Annotated in this window: 15 protein-coding genes; 7 read left to right on the top strand and 8 right to left on the bottom strand. The window is 47.4% G+C overall.

The features are described 5' to 3' along the window. Positions 1 to 17: 17 nt before the first annotated feature. The 3 genes from prc to MKR94_RS00225 form a co-directional block, all read right to left on the bottom strand. Positions 18 to 2063, bottom strand: a complete 2046-nt coding sequence (gene prc, locus MKR94_RS00235; RefSeq protein ID WP_241644893.1) for a carboxy terminal-processing peptidase — start codon at positions 2061 to 2063, stop codon at positions 18 to 20. A 19-nt stretch (positions 2064 to 2082) separates the two neighbouring features. Beyond that, positions 2083 to 2754 (bottom strand): RNA chaperone ProQ, encoded by a 672-nt coding sequence (gene proQ, locus MKR94_RS00230; RefSeq protein ID WP_099822756.1) that lies wholly within the window; start codon positions 2752 to 2754, stop codon positions 2083 to 2085. A 79-nt stretch (positions 2755 to 2833) separates the two neighbouring features. Then, positions 2834 to 3349 (bottom strand): GAF domain-containing protein, encoded by a 516-nt coding sequence (locus tag MKR94_RS00225; protein ID WP_241644892.1) that lies wholly within the window; start codon positions 3347 to 3349, stop codon positions 2834 to 2836. Between the two features lie 201 nt (positions 3350 to 3550). On the opposite strand from MKR94_RS00225, the gene yebS reads away from it, so the two are divergent. The 3 genes from yebS to rsmF all read left to right on the top strand — a co-directional run bounded on the left by yebS (position 3551) and on the right by rsmF (position 8893). Then, on the top strand, positions 3551 to 4795 hold the full coding sequence (gene yebS, locus MKR94_RS00220; RefSeq protein WP_241644891.1) for a membrane integrity lipid transport subunit YebS: 1245 nt from the start codon (positions 3551 to 3553) through the stop codon (positions 4793 to 4795). Next, a complete protein-coding gene (locus MKR94_RS00215; protein ID WP_241644890.1) occupies positions 4764 to 7397 on the top strand; it encodes a PqiB family protein in 2634 nt (877 codons plus the stop codon). The genes yebS and MKR94_RS00215 overlap by 32 nt, the downstream gene beginning before the upstream one ends. A gap of 71 nt (positions 7398 to 7468) precedes the next feature. Continuing rightward, on the top strand, positions 7469 to 8893 hold the full coding sequence (gene rsmF, locus MKR94_RS00210; protein ID WP_422047479.1) for a 16S rRNA (cytosine(1407)-C(5))-methyltransferase RsmF: 1425 nt from the start codon (positions 7469 to 7471) through the stop codon (positions 8891 to 8893). A gap of 569 nt (positions 8894 to 9462) precedes the next feature. On the opposite strand, the gene MKR94_RS17085 is transcribed toward rsmF, so the two are convergent. Next, a complete protein-coding gene (locus MKR94_RS17085) occupies positions 9463 to 9594 on the bottom strand; it encodes a DUF2268 domain-containing putative Zn-dependent protease (RefSeq protein WP_422047478.1) in 132 nt (43 codons plus the stop codon). Between the two features lie 290 nt (positions 9595 to 9884). Between MKR94_RS17085 and MKR94_RS00205 the strand changes: the two genes are divergently transcribed. Continuing rightward, positions 9885 to 10358 carry a hypothetical protein gene (locus MKR94_RS00205; protein ID WP_241644888.1) on the top strand — a complete coding sequence of 158 codons (474 nt, stop codon included), beginning with the start codon at positions 9885 to 9887 and terminating at the stop codon, positions 10356 to 10358. Between the two features lie 47 nt (positions 10359 to 10405). Here the strand turns inward: MKR94_RS00205 and MKR94_RS00200 are convergent, their stop codons facing one another. Further along, a complete protein-coding gene (locus tag MKR94_RS00200; RefSeq protein WP_241644887.1) occupies positions 10406 to 10951 on the bottom strand; it encodes a DUF1440 domain-containing protein in 546 nt (181 codons plus the stop codon). Positions 10952 to 11151: 200 nt separating this feature from the next. Continuing rightward, the gene (locus MKR94_RS00195; RefSeq protein ID WP_214216355.1) at positions 11152 to 11493 is read right to left on the bottom strand and encodes a DUF2511 domain-containing protein; all 342 of its coding nucleotides are present in this window, start codon (positions 11491 to 11493) and stop codon (positions 11152 to 11154) included. Between the two features lie 133 nt (positions 11494 to 11626). On the opposite strand from MKR94_RS00195, the gene MKR94_RS00190 reads away from it, so the two are divergent. Continuing rightward, entirely contained in the window at positions 11627 to 11860 is a 234-nt protein-coding gene (locus tag MKR94_RS00190; protein WP_048913150.1) for a DNA polymerase III subunit theta, read from the top strand. Here the strand turns inward: MKR94_RS00190 and MKR94_RS00185 are convergent. After that, entirely contained in the window at positions 11844 to 13907 is a 2064-nt protein-coding gene (locus MKR94_RS00185; protein WP_241644886.1) for a S9 family peptidase, read from the bottom strand. The genes MKR94_RS00190 and MKR94_RS00185 overlap by 17 nt on opposite strands. Positions 13908 to 14057: 150 nt before the next feature. Between MKR94_RS00185 and purT the strand changes: the two genes are divergently transcribed. Continuing rightward, a complete protein-coding gene (gene purT / locus MKR94_RS00180) occupies positions 14058 to 15242 on the top strand; it encodes a formate-dependent phosphoribosylglycinamide formyltransferase (RefSeq protein ID WP_241644885.1) in 1185 nt (394 codons plus the stop codon). Positions 15243 to 15274: 32 nt separating this feature from the next. Here the strand turns inward: purT and zwf are convergent, their stop codons facing one another. Next, positions 15275 to 16762, bottom strand: coding sequence for a glucose-6-phosphate dehydrogenase (zwf, locus tag MKR94_RS00175; RefSeq protein ID WP_241644884.1), 1488 nt, complete (start codon positions 16760 to 16762; stop codon positions 15275 to 15277). Positions 16763 to 17043: 281 nt separating this feature from the next. Between zwf and pyk the strand changes: the two genes are divergently transcribed. Next, positions 17044 to 18486, top strand: a complete 1443-nt coding sequence (gene pyk, locus MKR94_RS00170; RefSeq protein ID WP_241644883.1) for a pyruvate kinase — start codon at positions 17044 to 17046, stop codon at positions 18484 to 18486. Positions 18487 to 18500 lie beyond the last annotated feature (14 nt).

The raw sequence follows: 18500 nt of genomic DNA, 5'->3' as shown, positions 1-18500 counted from the left end.
TATCGTAGACTTATAAATTACTTCTCAGTCGCCATTGAAGCAGGCGGGTTTTTACTCTCCGCGCTGGCAAGATCGTTAGCAATCGCGACACTCTCATCAAGATAAGGGTCAGGCTCTTTATAGTCTTTCGGCAGTGCGTCTAACGAAGCAAGAGGTTTTTTCCCTTCTGCTTGGAAACGCGCGTTGATACGCTCTAAACGCAGAGCATCCTCTTCTTTGCTCTCTTTTTGACGTTCCGCCAAATTCAGCGAAACAATATTAATCTTGTCTTTCATCGCATCGAAACGTTGAATATCTTTGATGATATATTGGAACTCACGGTCTTTGGCAATACGCGCATCGTGCTCTTGACGTAGCTGGGCGACGTAAGGCTGTAAGTCTGCCATCGGCGAGTAACTCGCTGCTTTAATGCTATCCCAAGGCAGAGCGTTATCTTCGTATTTCTCGCCCGTTTTAATCGCCTCAACTCCTGTCGGCATCAGAATATCCGGCGTGACACCTTTACGCTGTGTACTGCCGCCATTGATGCGGTAGAATTTCTGAATGGTGTATTGAACCGAGCCTAATGCAGGCCAATCTGGACGCAGCATTTGGTCATAAATACGATTCAATGAACGGTATTGTTGAACCGTTCCTTTGCCGAAAGTCGGCTCGCCGACAATCAAGGCTCTACCGTAGTCTTGCATCGCAGCAGAGAATATTTCAGAGGCCGAGGCACTGAATCTATCCACCAGCACCACTAATGGACCATTGTAATAAACCACCCCATCATCATCGCTGTCTTGATGAATATTCCCAGTATTATCACGAACTTGAACAACTGGACCTGAGGGGATAAAGAGGCCTGAGAGGGATACCGCTTCAGTTAATGCTCCGCCACCGTTAGTCCGTAAGTCAATGACAATGCTGTCGACGTGTTGTTTCTGCAATTTTTGCAACTGTACTTTAACATCATCAGTAAGGCCGACGTAGAAACCGGGAATGTCCAGTACGCCAACTTTGTTCTTACCGACTTGATGAACAGAACCCTGTACGGCACGGTCCTCTAAACGAATTCGTTCACGCGTCAGTGTGATAATACGCGTTTTGCTGCCTTTCGTTGCAGGCTGGATCTCTAAACGAACTTTACTTCCTTTAGGCCCTTTAATTTTTTCGACGATATCATCGAGACGCCAACCCACGACATCTTCAATCGGTTGATCGACTTGGCCGACACCGATAATTTTATCACCGATGCTCAATGCCTTGCTCCGCGCCGCTGGGCCGCCTGCAACCATCGAGTTAATCATCGCGTAATCATCATCCATCTGTAATACCGCCCCAATCCCTTCTAAGGATAAGCTCATTTCGGTATTAAACTGTTCAGTGTTACGCGGTGAAAGATAATTAGTATGGGGATCGATCTCATGCGCAAACGCATTCATAGCCGTTTGGAAAACATCTTCGCTAGTCGTCTGTGATACGCGACGCAACGCCGCATTATAGCGTCGTGTTAACGTATCGCGGATCTCTTGTTCATTCTTCCCTGCGAGCTTTAAGGTGAGCTCGTCGTAGGTCACTTTCGCGTCCCACAATTTATTCAGCTCCTCGGTCGAGGTTGGCCATGGCGCTTTGCTCCGGTCCAAATCAATCGATTCATGAGAGGTGAAATTCATTGGTTTAGCTAATGCGCTCAGCGCATATTGTAAACGTTCAAAGCGACGATGCTGGGACAAGTTAAATAGCTGATAAAACGTGTCGAGATTCCCAGACTCCAGTTCTTGGCCTACTTGCGACTTTTTGTCAGCAAATTGTGCAATATCGCTACTCAGCAAAATATTATGACTGTAATCGATCATATTCAGATAACGGTCAAAAATTTTATTTGAAAACGCAGCATCCAACGTGATTTGCCGATAATGCGACTGAGTAAAGCGTGCCGTGACACGCTGACTTACCGTAACTTGTTGCGGTTGCTCTTGTAATTGTGGGATCTGATCTTCACGTGTGATTGGATCAGCAGCAAACGCCTTACCCATAAACAGAGTGGCGACAAGTAAACTTACTTTAAAACTGGTGTTCATGCCTGGGTCACTCTCCGTTTCAGAACTGCAAATGTTCTGGGCGTACAATCATTGCCAGTCCTGACGCTAATTGGACCCGAACTCCCTCTTTAGAGATTTCAAGAACAGTAGCGTCGACGGCACTCAGACCTGCTTTCACGCGAATCGGTTGACCCACTTTCAGGACCGAAATATCAGTCACTGGTTTACCCTCAGCAGGGGATGATTGGCGCGAATCGCTCTTAGGCTTGCGAGATTTATTGTCCGTTGCGGACGCATTCTGTGCAGCAGGTTTACGGGCTGTAGGTTTGCGTGGGCGGCGTTCAGCTTTACCTGCGTCATCAGCTTTAGCTTCACTGCGTTGTTTTGCACGGTGTGCCGCAACGCGCGCTTTCGCTTCTTCCAGTTGCTGACGTGCGTGCTCAACGTGTTGCTCTTCCAGCGTTCCACATGCATTACCATCAAGATCAACACGGGTCGCGCCAGCTTTGATCCCGTAAAGGTAACGCCAGCTCGAGGTGTAGACACGCAACGCTGAGCGAAGCTGAGTTTTACTCAAATTCATTTCAGCCGGAATACGTTCGACTAAATCCTGAAAAATACCGATTTTTAACGGCTTTGCTTCACCTTCTGCAATAAAACAGCTTGGAAATTGCTGTGAAAGGTATGCAATGACTTCTTTACTACTACTCAACTTAGGTTGATTTTCCATGAAATTTCCTGATTACAACGGTTTTGCCGACCAACGCAGGCATGAACAAGCGTCATTATAATGACTACAGCGCTAATTGCTATGCCTCAGCGAAATTACCTTTTAATTGTTGTAAAAAAAGAGAAATTTCTGTGGCTGAGAGTAGGGTCTCAAGTGTATTCACTACAGATTGAACACCCGCTTCATCTTCATGATCAAAATGCGAAAAATGCGGACTATCGATATCTAACACACCGATAATTTCCCCATGACAACGCAGCGGTAAAACAATTTCACTATTACTGGCGGAATCGCAGGCGATATGGCCACTAAATTGATGAACATCAGCGACTCGTTGCACGTCACCGGTCGCCACAGCTGTGCCACATACGCCTTTCCCTACTGGGATACGAACGCAAGCTAATTTACCTTGAAACGGGCCAAGCACTAAGGTGTCTTGCTCACTGAGCAGGTAAAAACCCACCCAATTTAGCCCTGGCATTCTTTCGAACATTAATGCGCTGCAATTCGCAAGAATAGGCAAAAAGGCTCGCTCACCGCTGTTCAGGGCGCCAAGATCTCGGGACATATCTTGATAAAATTCTGACTTACTCATTTTCCAACCATACAGTGTCATTGATGAATCGCGAAGGAACCATGAACAAGTAAAAGAAATAGACATCGCCTAGCGCTCAACTATGCTTATATTCTTACTCAGGGAACTTCTGATACATTACGTTTTCAACGACTATAGCAGACCTAATTACCTAACAATGAAAATTTTATGCTTTGTAACGATAATTACCGATAACGCGCGATGAAAATTACCGCTATCAGTTCTCCTGAAACCTTCACTGACCTCAAACGTTGTGGAGAGTGTGACCATATATATCACCGCCCCATTTTAAAGGGAGGTGATGTTGCCTACTGCCCGCGATGCCGAGTAAAAGTTGCGACGGGCAAAGATTGGTCTTTTTCTCGACTATGTTGCTTGGCCTGTCTAATGCTCTGTCTAATGCCGCTTGCTTGGACCCTCCCCCTTATTGAAATTCGTCTACTCGGCATGACTATCAGTGCCAGTATGCTGGCGGGGATCATGCAGATGGTCAATCAGGGCGATATTCTCACCGCAGCAATGGTCTGTTTTTGTGTCATTGGTACCCCTCTGGTGCTAGCGCTCAGTTTCATTTACCTGGCGGTAGGTAAACATTTGGGGATGAACCTACGCCCAGTCCTGTTGGTGTTAGATAAGCTTAAAGAGTGGATTATGTTCGATATCTACTTGATCGGGGTTATCGTGGCCGCGATCAAGGTTAAGGATTACGCAGATCTCTTTGCTGGCTATGGCTTAGTCGCTTTTATCAGCCTTACCCTGTTCTACCTTTTATTAATTATCCATCTTGATGTCGAAAGTCTGTGGCACAAATTTTACCCTCAGCCACGTCAAGCCTTACGGCCTGAAGACGTTAAGTGCTGTATCTATTGTCATTATAGTGGCCAAAATGATGATCGCGGGCGCTGTCCGCGATGCCATGTCAAATGGGCACCGCGCATCCCTTATAGCTTACAGAAAGCTTGGGCAGCGTTAATCAGTTCGATTATTTTTCTTTTCCCAGCCAATCTATTACCTATTTCAATCATCTATATAAATGGTGCCCGTCAAGACGATACGATTTTCTCTGGAATCTTCTCGCTCGCCAGTGGCAATATCCCTGTGGCAATGGTGGTCTTTACGGCGAGTATCTTGGTGCCAATTAGTAAAGTGATTATTTTGCTCGCACTATTAATCAGCATTGCTATGCGCTGTGAACAAGGCCTTAAAACTCGGGTGCGATTGCTAAGGGCAGTAAGATGGATTGGAAGATGGTCGATGCTCGATCTGTTCGTTATTTCGTTGATGATGTCACTCGTGGATCGAGATCAACTGCTTGCTTTTACTATGGGACCAGCTGCGCTTTATTTTGGTTCCGCTGTTTTTCTTACCATTCTATCCGTAGAATGGCTCGATAGCCGCTTACTCTGGGATGCCCATGCAACAGGAAACGCCGAATACACCGATTAGCGCCACGGTTATGAAAAAGCGCCGTCTTTCCCCTTTTTGGTTTCTCCCCATCGTGGCTATCCTGATCACTGGGTGGCTTCTTTGGAAAAATTATCAAGAAAGTGGAACGACAATCACCATTAACTTCCATACGGCAGACGGTATTGTACCTGGCCGCACGCCTATTCGCTATCAAGGCGTAGAAATTGGTACTGTGCAGGATATCGTTCTGACCGATAACTATCGCGTCATAAAAATTAAAGCCAGTATCAAAAGTAGTATGAAGGATGCACTACGCGCGAACACGAAATTTTGGCTAGTCACCCCTCAGGCATCGTTGGCGGGTGTGTCAGGGTTAGATGCTTTGGTCGGCGGTAACTATATCGGTATGATGCCAGGAGATGGCGCCTCAACTGACAATTTTACTGCGTCTGATAGTCAGCCGAAAAATATCGTCAATAACGGTGGTCTGATCATCCAACTACACGCGAATGATTTAGGTTCACTCAACACCGGTTCTCAAGTCTATTATCAAAAAGTCCCTGTAGGCCGTGTTTATGATTACAGTTTTGCCCCACAAGGCAAAGGCGTTCTCATTGACGTACTGATTGAAAGACGTTACACGCAACTGGTAAAGAAAAATAGCCGGTTTTGGAACGTTTCAGGACTTCAGGCGAAATTAGGGGCATCAGGTGTAAATGTTAATCTCACTAGCGTTCCAGCGCTGATTAATGGCGCCATTGCCTTTGACTCGCCTCAAGACTCAGAGGCAGCACGCAATCAACAGCGTTATGAACTCTATCCTAATCTTGCCGAAAGTCAGCGAGGGGTTAATTTTACCTTAAAGTTACCCAGTGCTGACAACCTCACCGCAGGTTCAACGGCTTTAATGTATCAAGGCCTGCAAGTCGGAACGCTGACTCACCTCAATCTTACCGACCAACAACATGTCACCGGTGAGCTGACGGTCGATCCGAGCGTGGTAGGTTTAATGCGGACGGGGACACGTATTGAGATGCGTCAGCCTAGTTTACAAAGTGGAAACCTCTCTGTCGGTTCATTGCTGGCGGGTACTGTTTTACAATTAATTCCAGGTGAAGGTGAAGCGGCAACCGAATTTACCGTGTTACCTGCCAGCCAATCACTGTTACAGGTTCCCAATAGCCTAACGCTTCAATTGACCGCACCAGATAGCTACGGCATCGATGCAGGTCAACCCCTCATTCTTAATGGGGTGCCGATTGGTAAAATTGCACAACGCACTCTGACGGACCACGGCGTGGCGTTCCAAGTCTCGGTTGAACCGCAATATCGTCATTTTATTCATGCCGATAGCCAGTTTATCGCCGACAGTCAGATTCGAATTCGCATGGGCCTCGATGGCTTGAAGATGGTGGGTGCCCCCCCACAACAATGGATTCAAGGCGGTATCCGAGTGAATACCGGAAAGAAAGGTCAACCGAGCGCACGTTATCCTCTCTATGCTGACGACGATGCGGCAAAAGACAACACTCAGGGAGATAAACCCTCGGTGACGTTGAAACTTATCGCCACAAGCTTACCGGATATTCAAGCGGGTAGCGTAGTACTTTATCGCCGTTACCAAGTCGGTGAAATTGTCGATATTACCCCGAATGCAGACAATTTTATTGTGTCTGTGCATATCGTACCGGAATACCGGAAACTGATCACCAATTCGAGCGTGTTCTGGGCCGAAGGGGGCGCGCGAGTTCAGTTTAATTCTAACGGTATCACCGTACAGGCCACTCCATTGAATCGTGCTTTAAAAGGTGCAATCAGCTTCGATAGCTTATCAGGGGTCACGAAGCAGAAAGGTAAATATCGGGAGCTTTTTGCCAGCCGTAATGCGGCGAACGCAGTCGGCAGTCAAATTACTTTCCATACTTTCGATGGCAGTAAATTGGCTGCAGGGATGCCCATCAAATATCTAGGCATTAATGTTGGCCAAGTTGAGAGCCTGTCACTCAGCCAGAACTTACACCAAGTTGAGGCGAAAGCAGTGCTCTACCCTGAATATGATCAACATTTCGCCCGCAGTGGTAGTCAATTTTCTGTGGTCTCACCGGAAATATCATCTAACGGTGTCAACCACTTAGAATCACTGTTGCAGCCTTATGTTAATGTCGACCCGGGTACAGGCAGCATACGCCGCAGTTTCGAGCTGCAAGAGGATACAATTACCGATTCACGCTACTTAGATGGTTTGAACGTCTATGTCGATGCGCCAGATGCGGGAACCCTTACCGTCGGTACACCGGTACTGTACCGTGGTGTTGAGGTCGGTACCGTCACCGGCACCTCTCTGGGGAACTTAGCCGATCGGGTACAGATAGCGATGCGCATCAGTACACGTTATCAGCACCTGGTACGTAATAACTCCGTATTTTGGTTGGCCTCTGGCTACTCGCTCGATTTTGGCCTAACCGGTGGTGTGGTTAAAACCGGAACCTTCCAACAATTTATTCGTGGAGGTATTCAATTCGCGACACCACCAACTGTCCCTCTAGCCCCTGAAGCGGAATCGAATAAACACTTCCTATTACGCGATGAAGCGCCAGACGGTTGGCAAAAGTGGGGAACTGCTATTCCTCGCCAAGAATAATCGCTACTACACGGGCAGAATTCCTGCCCGTGTTCATGCTAGACTAAGCTTTTGCCGCCATGGAACCCATTGTGAGTACTGAAGCTATCGATTTTCCCGCCCAATTTCTCGAACTCATGCGTCAGGCGCTACCCAACGAAGATGATTTCGCAGATTTTATCGCGATCAGTCAACGCCCTCTTCGACGCGCTATTCGGGTCAATACTTTAAAGATCAGTGTCGCAGAATTCCTAGAATTAACTGCCGACTATCCTTGGCAACTCACACCGGTGCCTTGGTGCGAGGAAGGTTTTTGGGTTCAGGTTAACGATGAGCAAATCCCCTTAGGAAGCTACGCAGAACATCTAAGTGGTCTATTCTACATTCAAGAACCCAGTTCGATGTTGCCCGTGCAGGCCCTATTTGCTGCGCAAGAGATGCCGTGTAGAGTGATGGATATGGCCTCAGCACCGGGCTCTAAAACGACGCAAATCGCTGCAAAAATGGCTAATCAGGGTCTGATTGTTGCTAACGAGTATGCGGCAAGTCGAGTTAAAGTCTTACACGCCAATATCAGCCGCTGTGGCGTGGTCAATACAGCGCTGACCCATTTTGATGCGCGTGTGTTTGGTGCCTCCTTGCCGGAACAGTTCGATGCAATATTGTTAGATGCCCCTTGCTCAGGTGAAGGTGTGATCCGTAAAGATCCTCACGCTTTCACTCATTGGAGCCTCGAAAGCACAGAAGAGATTGCGCAAACTCAGCGTGAACTCTTAGTGAGCGCTTTTCATGCACTGAAACCCGGTGGTCGATTGATCTACTCCACCTGCACACTTAACACCATTGAAAATCAGCAAGTCATTGCGTCACTTTCCTCTACTTTTCCAGATGCGGTTGAGATCGAATCGTTAGCCTCACTCTTCCCAGGCGCAGAACGCGTGGCGACGCCAGAAGGCTATCTTCATGTTTTCCCACAACGTTTTGATAGTGAAGGATTTTTCGTGGCTAGCCTGCGTAAAACGCGTAGCTTAGATCCCCTTCCTCATCCAGGTTTTAAGGTGGGTAAGCTTCCCTTCCAACCGCTGCCAACTAAAACGCAACACCTTATCATTGAGCAAGCTGCCTCTATCGGTATCAAATGGGAGAGTTCGCTCAGTCTCTGGCAAAGGGATAAAGAACTCTGGCTATTCCCAAAAACGCTCGAACCGCTAATGGGTAAGGTTAAATTCTCACGCCTTGGTTTCCGATTAGCAGATATACACAACAAGGGATATCGCTGGCATCATGAAGCGATAACCGCCCTCGCTAACGCCACCACCACCACGGTCGAACTGACAGCCGAGCAAGCCGCTGAATGGTATCGAGGTCGAGATATTTATCCGGAGACACCCTTGCCTAAAGGAGAATGTTTAATCAGTTATCAGCAACAGGTGTTAGGACTGGCAAAAATAATTAATCAGCGAATTAAAAATAGCTTGCCTAGGGAGCTGGTTCGTAATGGACCATTATTTAAGTAAGTGTGGCCAATAGGTGGGGAATGTCGGTTACGCATGTATTAATAAAAAATAGTCAACTCTGATTACGTCACTGGCGTTTGTTATCGATCTTATGAAATCAAACGCTAATCAGTGAAAGGGTCAGCATTAATATCAAGGGCCCCCAAAGTACTTTGATCCTAAGCTCCTAAATATCACCTCGACAGTATTGAGGTGGTGCGCATAAATGGAGAACACTAATACTTTGATTATTTTTCATTTGCACATAAAAAAGTTAAGCTGAAGTAACTGTATTACGCGGATAACGAGATATGCAATCTACTCAATTGAAAGCACTCGCAGTTTCAGGCAGTTTAAGAAAATCATCACTAATATAGAGATTTAGCGAGGTCATAAAATCTTTGGCTGTTAAATTTAACTATATACGTTTATAAGCAAGGCTCATATACCATTCAACTAACCTCCATCTTTCAAATAAGTAATAAACGCATCGGGATGCATAGCTACAAGCGAGGACGGCTTTGCTGATGTTGCTGATGTTGCTGATGTTGCTGATGTTGCTGATGTTGCTGAGCGTAGATACAAAGGAATCAATCTGAACCTAGGGAATACCCCAACCATTTAGGAAGTTGACCCGTTCCATAAAACCAATCATTGTGGTTATAATTTTTTAGGTTCCAGTTTGCGAGCATATGATTCAAGTGAGTATGTAAGGTCTCCAAATCAACCTTGCTTCTATCGTAGACTCACTTAACACCCTCTCTATCAAGCCGCTTATATCATTTACAGGTATAGCTAAACCTAAGGCTTACCATAGCTCGAATATGAGGTGGTGGATAATGTCAATAAATTCAAAGTTACGTCAACTTACCCACCAGGCCTTGAGGATAATTGTGAATCTTTACATTGGTACCCGCAACCGTTCAGCACTATCTTGGTATAATCTCCCAGTCCTCATCTTACAGGGTCCACTACTGCCCTTATTGACTCTTTTTATCTTCTGGGAACTATAATGAAAAAAATTGCCCGCCCCCTACTCATCTTGTTGCCTGCTCTACTAATGACCGTCTCCACCTTTAGCGACGCGCGTTCGTTCTCATCAAGGGGCTTTGGGTCGTCGAAGATGTTTAAACGCCCAGTGCAGCAAAAGACTCCTCCTACCGCCACAGCCGCGCCGACGGCGCAACAGAATGCTGCCGCCTCAGGTAAAAAAGGTATTCCTGGAGCAGAACAGTACCGTTCCCTTAGCCAACAGGCGCCATCGCAACGGCTTAAAAATGCGATTAACACTCGGGGCAACAGTGGTGTAAGACTGACACAACTGGCGATGCTCTATTGGTTATTAAGCAGTAGTAATACACATGCCTCAGAACTGACAGAAGAAGACCGTGCGTGGGTGAAAAAAGAGATAAAAGAGAAAGAGAAAAACGGTGAAAAACTCGAAGAGAGCACGCCGCCAGTGGCGTCCACACCGATTAAGCCCTAAAGCTGCTTTCGACACCGAACCCTATTACGATTCGGTGTCGACTTGTGTTATCGACGCCACGTCCCTTTGATGGGCTGAGCGCAGAGTGCTAATACGGCAATCAGGCTAAACTCAATGCTCATTGACCAACAGATATGCCCAATAATTTCACTCCACAGCTCATAACCATTAAGGTTCCATAACCACCCCGTTTTGCCCTCATCATAAATTGGCTGACGAAATCCCAACGCTGGGATAAGAAAGCCATGCATCACCACCGTGATCACTACACCATAGACTACGCCATAGCCCATACGGATCTTCGGCCAGTAATAGGCACCCGCAACATAGACAAAAGCAAAGACAAAGCTAAATAACCAATGGTAGAGCGTTACCGCCCCCAAAACAGAATTTCCCTGATAAAGGTAGTCAAGCGAATGCTGATTTATCCCTGCCCACCCTAGCCAGGCATCAATATGGGCACCGGGTGGGGATATTTCACCTGCAACGCGCGGAGGCATATTGACTTCTGATCCCCATTTAACCAACGAACTCATAAATCCTGCTAACAGAGTCGCCCAAATAATCACCTTACAATTGATTTTAGAATGCATACCGATCCCCTTGTATAGAGCGAGCATAAGAAAAGTGTGCTAGCTGACTACTAATTCTAAGGGGTTGGACGTTAAGACGAGAGGAGTAACTCGCAATGGTTTGCGCAAGATCAACGTTATAGGAAAGAAAAGAGGGCCTTAATCGACCCCCTTTCAATTGAATCAGTGTTACTACGCTTAACGGTTAAGTCGTTGAATAATTACTGCCCACACAAAGCTTGAGCGCGAGACGTTAACGGTGAGAGGTCCATTTTTTTGCCTGGCTGTTGAGGATCATCGGCCTGAATCAATGTAATAGGCTGACCTTGGCTTTTTCTCTGATCAACATTTTGTTGTGCAATGGCATTCAGCGGGTATTGCATAAGCGTACTGTCATTAATAGCAAAGAGGCCACCATCCTTATCGCAACGTAACATAATCTCTTCTCGGGTGAGCGGCCACTGTTGCTTACCGATTTCGCGTCGACTCACCGTAATCACTTCAGAAGCAAAGGATTGACTACTAATCAGAGTAAGTAAAAGTACGGATAAGAGTTTTTTCATTGGAATAGTGCCTTAAATTCGTAATAATAAAACCGCCATGTGACTTAACGCACAGTGTAGCAAATGACGCATTCAAGTGGCAGAAGAAAGCATCAGTTTTAAACGCTTACCTGCCGAGGAGGAACACTTCACCATGACATACAATCTCGCTGTACTGAGTGCAGAAGCGAAAGATCAACTGAATACCGAGTTAGCCGCCGCTGGGGTCGCCTTTAAAGAGCGTTACAATATGCCAGTGATACCAATTCATATCGAAAACGAGCAACCCGAGTCCTTACGTGCGCACTTTCAAGAAAAACTGACGACCTATCGCCAGCTTTCTGTGACGTTGTCACGATTACCCTATGAACCTAAACTGAAGAGTTAGGCCATATTCCGCTGGATAAGCCGACCAAGAAACTGCACTCCCGAGCGATATCAACATAGGCTTGATAGCGCCCGGATTTCCCACCATGTCCTGCATCAAGATCGGTGTACAGTAGCAATTGATGATCATCGGTTTTCAGTTCTCTAAGCTTAGCCACCCACTTCGCAGGCTCCCAATACTGAACTTGTGAATCATGTAAGCCTGTCGTCACGAAAAGGTGAGGGTAATCTTGTCTACGGACATTATCGTACGGGCTGTAGGCTTTAATGGTCATATAGTCTGCCTCGCTATTAGGATTGCCCCATTCTTCATACTCACCGGTAGTCAGAGGGATGCTTTCGTCTAACATGGTGCTGACCACATCGACAAAGGGAACCTGCGCAAGAATACCGTGGAACAAGGTCGGCGCGATGTTACTTACCGCCGCCACTAATAGTCCCCCCGCACTTCCACCCATAGCATAACAGCGTTGCGGATCGCCAATGCCTTGTGCCAACAGTTGCTCTGTCGCGTCAATAAAATCGTAAAAACTATTCATTTTATTGCCAAGCCGTCCGGCGTCGTACCATGCGCGGCCAAGCTCCCCTCCGCCGCGCACATGCACCATGGCATAAATAAATCCTCGATCGAGTAAGCTTTGACGCGTGAAGCTAAAGTCAGCCTCTAGCGCCGCCCCGTATGCGCCATAGCCATAGACCAGCAGTGGATTCTGACCGGATTGTAGACTGTCCTTACGCCAAACGAGGGATACTGGTACCTGAACGCCATCACGCATGGTTAACCACCGCCAATCGCTTTCATAATCGCTCTCCTCATAAAGCGGAATATGGACTTGCTTTAACAGCGTTAAGCGATGAGTGTTAAGATCCCATTCATAGGTTGTCGTCGGCGTGGTCAGGCTGCTATAACCAAAACGTAAGCCTGTACTGTTAGCATCAGGGTTATGCCCAATCCATACCACGCCATTTTCGGCCTGCTTCGGTAATAGCAATCGCTGCCCTCCCGTAAGCGTATATTGGCAGAGAACCACTCTACCCTGCAGGCGTTCTTCCGTAACGAGCCAGTCGTTAAAGAGTTGGAAATCTTCAATAATACGCTCTTCAGATACAGCAATAACTTGCTGCCAGCCATCCTCAGTCGCTTCAGTATCAACACAACGATACAGCCCAAAGTTAAGCCCTTCTCGATTTGAGCGAAGATAATAATGCCCTTGGAAGTGATCGATACTGTATTCATGGTTTTCACGTCTAGGGATAATGCAACGCGGGGCTAAGTGTGGCTTGTCCGCATCGATAACCCATGCCTCGCTCGTCGTCGAACTCTCTAACACAATGAAAAGTCGTTGTTCAGAGCTGCTCCCAGTTAAGCTTACGTAATAGCTATCATCTTGTTCTTCATAAACTAAACAATCCGCTGCCGGATCAGTGCCTAATCTATGACGCCAAACCTGCCAAGGTAACAAGGTCTGGGGATCCTGCTTGATATAAAATAGCGTCTGGCCATCGTTGGCCCAAACAATCGAAGGGGAAATTCCTTCGATCACTGTGTCTAGCCAGGTTTGGTCGGTCAATCGTTGAATTCGTAACACATATTCCCGTCGTGACAGATAATCTTCCGTCACCGCCATATATTGATGATCGGCCGTGATTTCTAATGCACCCAACTCGTAATACTCAGCGTGACGAGCGCGTTCATTACAATCCAATAAGGTTTGCCAGGATGCGCTTTCAGTATCGTTGCGCCATACCCAATGAGGATAGTCATCCCCCTGCTGGTAGCGCTGTTGGTACCAATGCCCCGATTTCAAAAAAGGAACCGAATGATCATTGCCGGGAATTCTCGCGGTCATCTCCTCATAGAGCGTCGCTTCAAGGTCGGCGAGCGGGGCCAGTTGTTGCTCGCACCACTGATTTTCAGCCACCAGATAGTCAATAACGTCGGGATCCGCGCGCTCATCATCGCGCAGCCAGGCAAAATTATCTTCGCGTTTTTCACCGTGCATTCGGTGAAAGAATGGGATTCGTCGGGCTTGAGGAGGAGTCATCATGGTGTTAGCTACCGATTGAGAGAGTGATATCCTTATTATCGCATGTTTCTTTAGGCCTTACCTGTTTTACAGTGTTTATCGCTGGACGTGCTAACGCAAACGTTTTCGTTTAAACTTATTGGCGATTATTTTTTAGCTTGGGAAAGTGTTATGCGAAAGTTCGGCACCGCGTTACGTGAAAATGCAACCAAAGTGATGTTATTGGGTTGTGGGGAGTTGGGGAAAGAAGTCGCTATCGAATGCCAGCGGTTAGGTATTGAAGTCATTGGCGTAGATCGCTATGAAAACGCCCCTGCGATGCACGTCGCCCACCGCGCCTATGTCATCGATATGTTGAATGGCGAAGCTTTAAAATCGGTGATCGCTCTGGAACAGCCTGATTTTATCGTACCGGAAATCGAGGCTATTGCGACTGAGACTCTGGTAGAGTTGGAAGCCACAGGCGTAACCGTGGTGCCTTGCGCACGGGCCACTCAACTCACCATGAATCGTGAAGGTATTCGGCAATTAGCGGCAGAGCAATTGGCGCTGCCGACCTCCCGCTACCGTTTTGCTAGCCAGCAACACGAATTCCTGCAGGCGGTCGAGGCCATAGGATTCCCTTGTTTCGTCAAACCCATAATGAGCTCTTCTGGTAAAGGTCAAAGTCTACTTCGCCACCGCGATCAGTGCGATGCTGCCTGGGAGTATGCTCAACAAGGGGGTCGTGCGGGTGCGGGCCGAGTTATTGTTGAAGGGTTAGTGGAATTCGATTTCGAAATTACCCTCCTCACTGTCAGTGCCGTCGATGGCATTCATTTCTGCGCACCTATCGGGCATCGGCAGGAAGAAGGAGATTACCGCGAATCGTGGCAGCCGCAACAAATGAGCGACATTGCCTTAGCCCGTGCACAAGAGATCGCTAGAAAAGTCGTTACCGCCCTCTCAGGTTTTGGCCTATTTGGTGTCGAACTATTCGTGCGAGGTGATGACGTCATCTTCAGTGAAGTCTCTCCTCGTCCGCATGACACCGGCCTAGTCACGCTTATCTCCCAAGATCTCTCTGAGTTTGCTCTGCATGTCCGTGCTTTCTTGGGATTACCTATCGGTCATATTCGTCAATATGGGCCTTCGGCTTCCGCAGTTATTTTACCGACACTCCACAGCGAAGCAGTGAGTTTTACTGGACTTGAAAAAGCGATGGCGGCGGGTCAACAAATCAGACTCTTTGCTAAACCAAGTATTGCGGGACGTAGACGGTTAGGTGTGGCCTTGGCGATAGAGGAGACCGTCGAGAAGGCCGTCTCAGTCGCTTTAGCCAGCGCTGCATCCATTGAGGTCTCTGACGCTAGCTAAAAAAAACCGCCAGTCTAGCTGGCGGTTATCGATTACTCTAATGGGGTTTCAGACTCGTTCCAAGAACGCCCATCACGGGTGATCATGGCAACCGAGGCAACGGGTCCCCAAGTACCCGCTTGGTAAGGTTTGGCCGACTCGCCATCCTTCTCCCAGGCGTCAATGATTGAATCAACCCATGTCCACGCGGCTTCAACTTCGTCACGGTGAACAAACAAGGCTTGGATCCCACGCATAGATTCCAATAACAAACGTTCATAGGCATCGGCTAAATGACTTTCGTTAAACGTTTCGGAGAAACTTAGGTCTAGTTTAGTCGTATGCAACTTATGTTTATGGTCTAACCCTGGCACCTTGTTCAGGATCTCGATATCGACCCCTTCATCCGGTTGTAAACGAATCGTCAGCTTGTTCTGCGGAAGTTGCGTGTAAGACTCTTTAAACAGATTCATTTCTGGGTTTTTAAAGTAAACAACAACTTCAGAACATTTCGCAGGTAGGCGTTTACCAGTACGCAAGTAGAATGGAACTCCCGCCCAGCGCCAGTTATCGATATCTACGCGGATAGCAACGAAGGTTTCTGTCGAGCTAGCTTTGTTAGCCCCTTCTTCATCCAAATAACCTGGGACTTTTTTACCTTGCACAAAGCCAGCAGTATATTGACCACGCACGGTCTTCTCACGCACGTTGGTGCGGTCAATTTTACGTAATGAACGTAATACTTTAATTTTTTCGTCGCGAATGCTGGCGGCGGTAAGGTCGGATGGCGGTGACATAGCGATCATCGTCAACACTTGCAGCAAGTGGTTTTGTACCATATCGCGCATTTGACCCGCTTGATCAAAGTAGCCCCAACGCCCTTCGATTCCCACTTCTTCCGCAACCGTAATCTGTACGTGATCAATGGTTTTGTTGTCCCAGTTGTTCACGAAGATAGAATTGGCGAAACGCAATGCGAGAAGGTTTAAAACCGTCTCTTTACCCAGATAATGGTCGATGCGGAAAACTTGGCTTTCGTCAAAGTACTCACCCACACTATCGTTAATCTCTTGAGACGTCTCTAAAGACGTGCCCAACGGTTTTTCCATCACCACTCGAGCAGGTTTAGCATTCAATTTCGCATGGCCCAGGCCCTTACAAATTGCGCCGAAGGTGCTTGGTGGCATCGCGAAATAGTTAACCGTTACGCGATTTTTTTGGTCTAGCAGCTTACCTAACTTCGTGAAATGCGCCGATTCATTGACGTCTAGGTTACAAAAATCTAAGCGTGCGCTTAGTTTTTCCCAAATCGCTTGATCGATCTCCTCTTTCATAAAGGTTTTAAGCGCTTTATTAACTTCTTGCGTGTAGGTCGCTTTATCCCACTCTGCACGACCCACGCCAATGATTTTCGTTTCATCATTGATTTGGCCGGCTTTTTCCAGTTGGTATAACGAAGGTAATAGCTTACGGCGTGCCAGATCACCCTTGGCTCCAAAAATTACCAGGTCGCAAGCCTGGACTGTTTGCGTTGACGCCATTTTATTTTCCTCGTTCTAACGTAAAGTAGCGAAAACCCGCTAAGGAGTTCATTAGATTCATATTATTGCCCACTTTACTGCGTTTACAGTAGTGAGGTAAACAGTTTGCTGTGTGAAATCAATGTCGACTACCGTTGACACGTTAATTGGTTGTTAAACTGGTTCCTAAAGTTGTACCCTAAAATCATTGCGAGCATTTATCGTTTTCTGCGATATTGAGTGTAATACCTATTCTCAACAACTGGCTTTTCTCTTCACTGATGATCTTACTGGAGTTGTCCATGTCACCACGCCTTAGAAGAACAAAAATTGTTACCACATTAGGCCCTGCCACTGACCGCGATAATAACCTAGAAAAAGTGATTGCAGCGGGGGCGAACGTCGTGCGACTCAACTTCTCCCACGGTTCTGCTGATGACCACCTCACACGCGCCAATAATGTCAGAGCGATTGCAAAGAAATTGGGCCGTCATGTCGCAATTCTCGGTGATTTACAAGGACCTAAAATTCGTATCTCCACCTTCCGCGAAGGTAAGATCTTCCTGAATATCGGGGATCTTTTCACCTTAAACGCGTCGTTACCCAAAGGTGAAGGAACCCATCAGCAAGTTGGAATCGATTATAAGGCACTCCCTCAGGATGTTAAAGCTGGCGATATTCTGTTACTGGACGATGGCCGCGTACAATTACGCGTCACTGCAGTTGAAGGGGATAATATCTTAACTGAGGTCACGGTCGGCGGTCCTCTATCGAATAATAAAGGGATTAATAAACAGGGAGGTGGTCTCTCTGCTGAAGCCCTAACCGAAAAAGATAAAGCCGATATCATTACGGCGGCCAAAATTGGGGTGGATTACCTCGCCGTCTCTTTCCCGCGCTGTGGTGATGACTTACGCTATGCTCGACGTCTGGCCGAAGAAGCGGGTTGCCGAGCGAAAATAGTTGCGAAAGTCGAACGCGCAGAGGCCGTAGCGACACAAGCGGCTATGGACGATATCATTCTGGCCAGTGATGTTGTTATGGTCGCACGAGGCGATCTTGGCGTTGAGATTGGCGACCCTGAATTAGTGGGTATTCAGAAGAATCTTATTAGCCGCGCGCGTCAATTAAATCGGGCCAGTATCACGGCAACCCAGATGATGGAGTCAATGATCACCAACCCGATGCCTACGCGTGCAGAGGTTATGGACGTTGCTAATGCCGTTTTAGATGGCACAGATGCCGTCATGCTTTCTGCCGAAACAGCTGCCGGCCAATATCCTGCAGAGACTGTACAGGCGATGGCGAATGTCTGTGTCGGGGCCGAAAAAATCCCGAAAGTGAATGTCTCTCGCCACCGATTAGATATTCAATTTGATAATATCGAAGAGGCGATCGCGATGTCTGCCATGTATGCAGCCAACCACCTAAAGGGGGTAACGGCGATCATCACCATGACCGAGTCAGGTCGTACTGCGTTAATGACATCTCGTATCACGTCAGGGCTCCCTATCTTTGCCCTCTCACGCCATGAAGCTACACTTAATAGCACGGCGCTCTATCGTGGGGTGACTCCCGTTGCGATTTCCGGATATACCGATGGCTTACTGGCGGTCCACGATGCAGTCAAACTGCTTAAGTCTAGAGGCTATCTGCAGACCGGTGATTTAGTCATTGTCACACAAGGAGATGTGATGGGTGCGACTGGTACCACCAATACACAGCGCGTCATCACCGTCGAATAATCGATACAGCCGCG

It is taken from the genome of Rosenbergiella metrosideri (genome assembly GCF_022602565.1).
GTDB lineage: Bacteria > Pseudomonadota > Gammaproteobacteria > Enterobacterales > Enterobacteriaceae > Rosenbergiella > Rosenbergiella metrosideri.
This window is presented reverse-complemented; position numbering and strand designations above follow the sequence as displayed.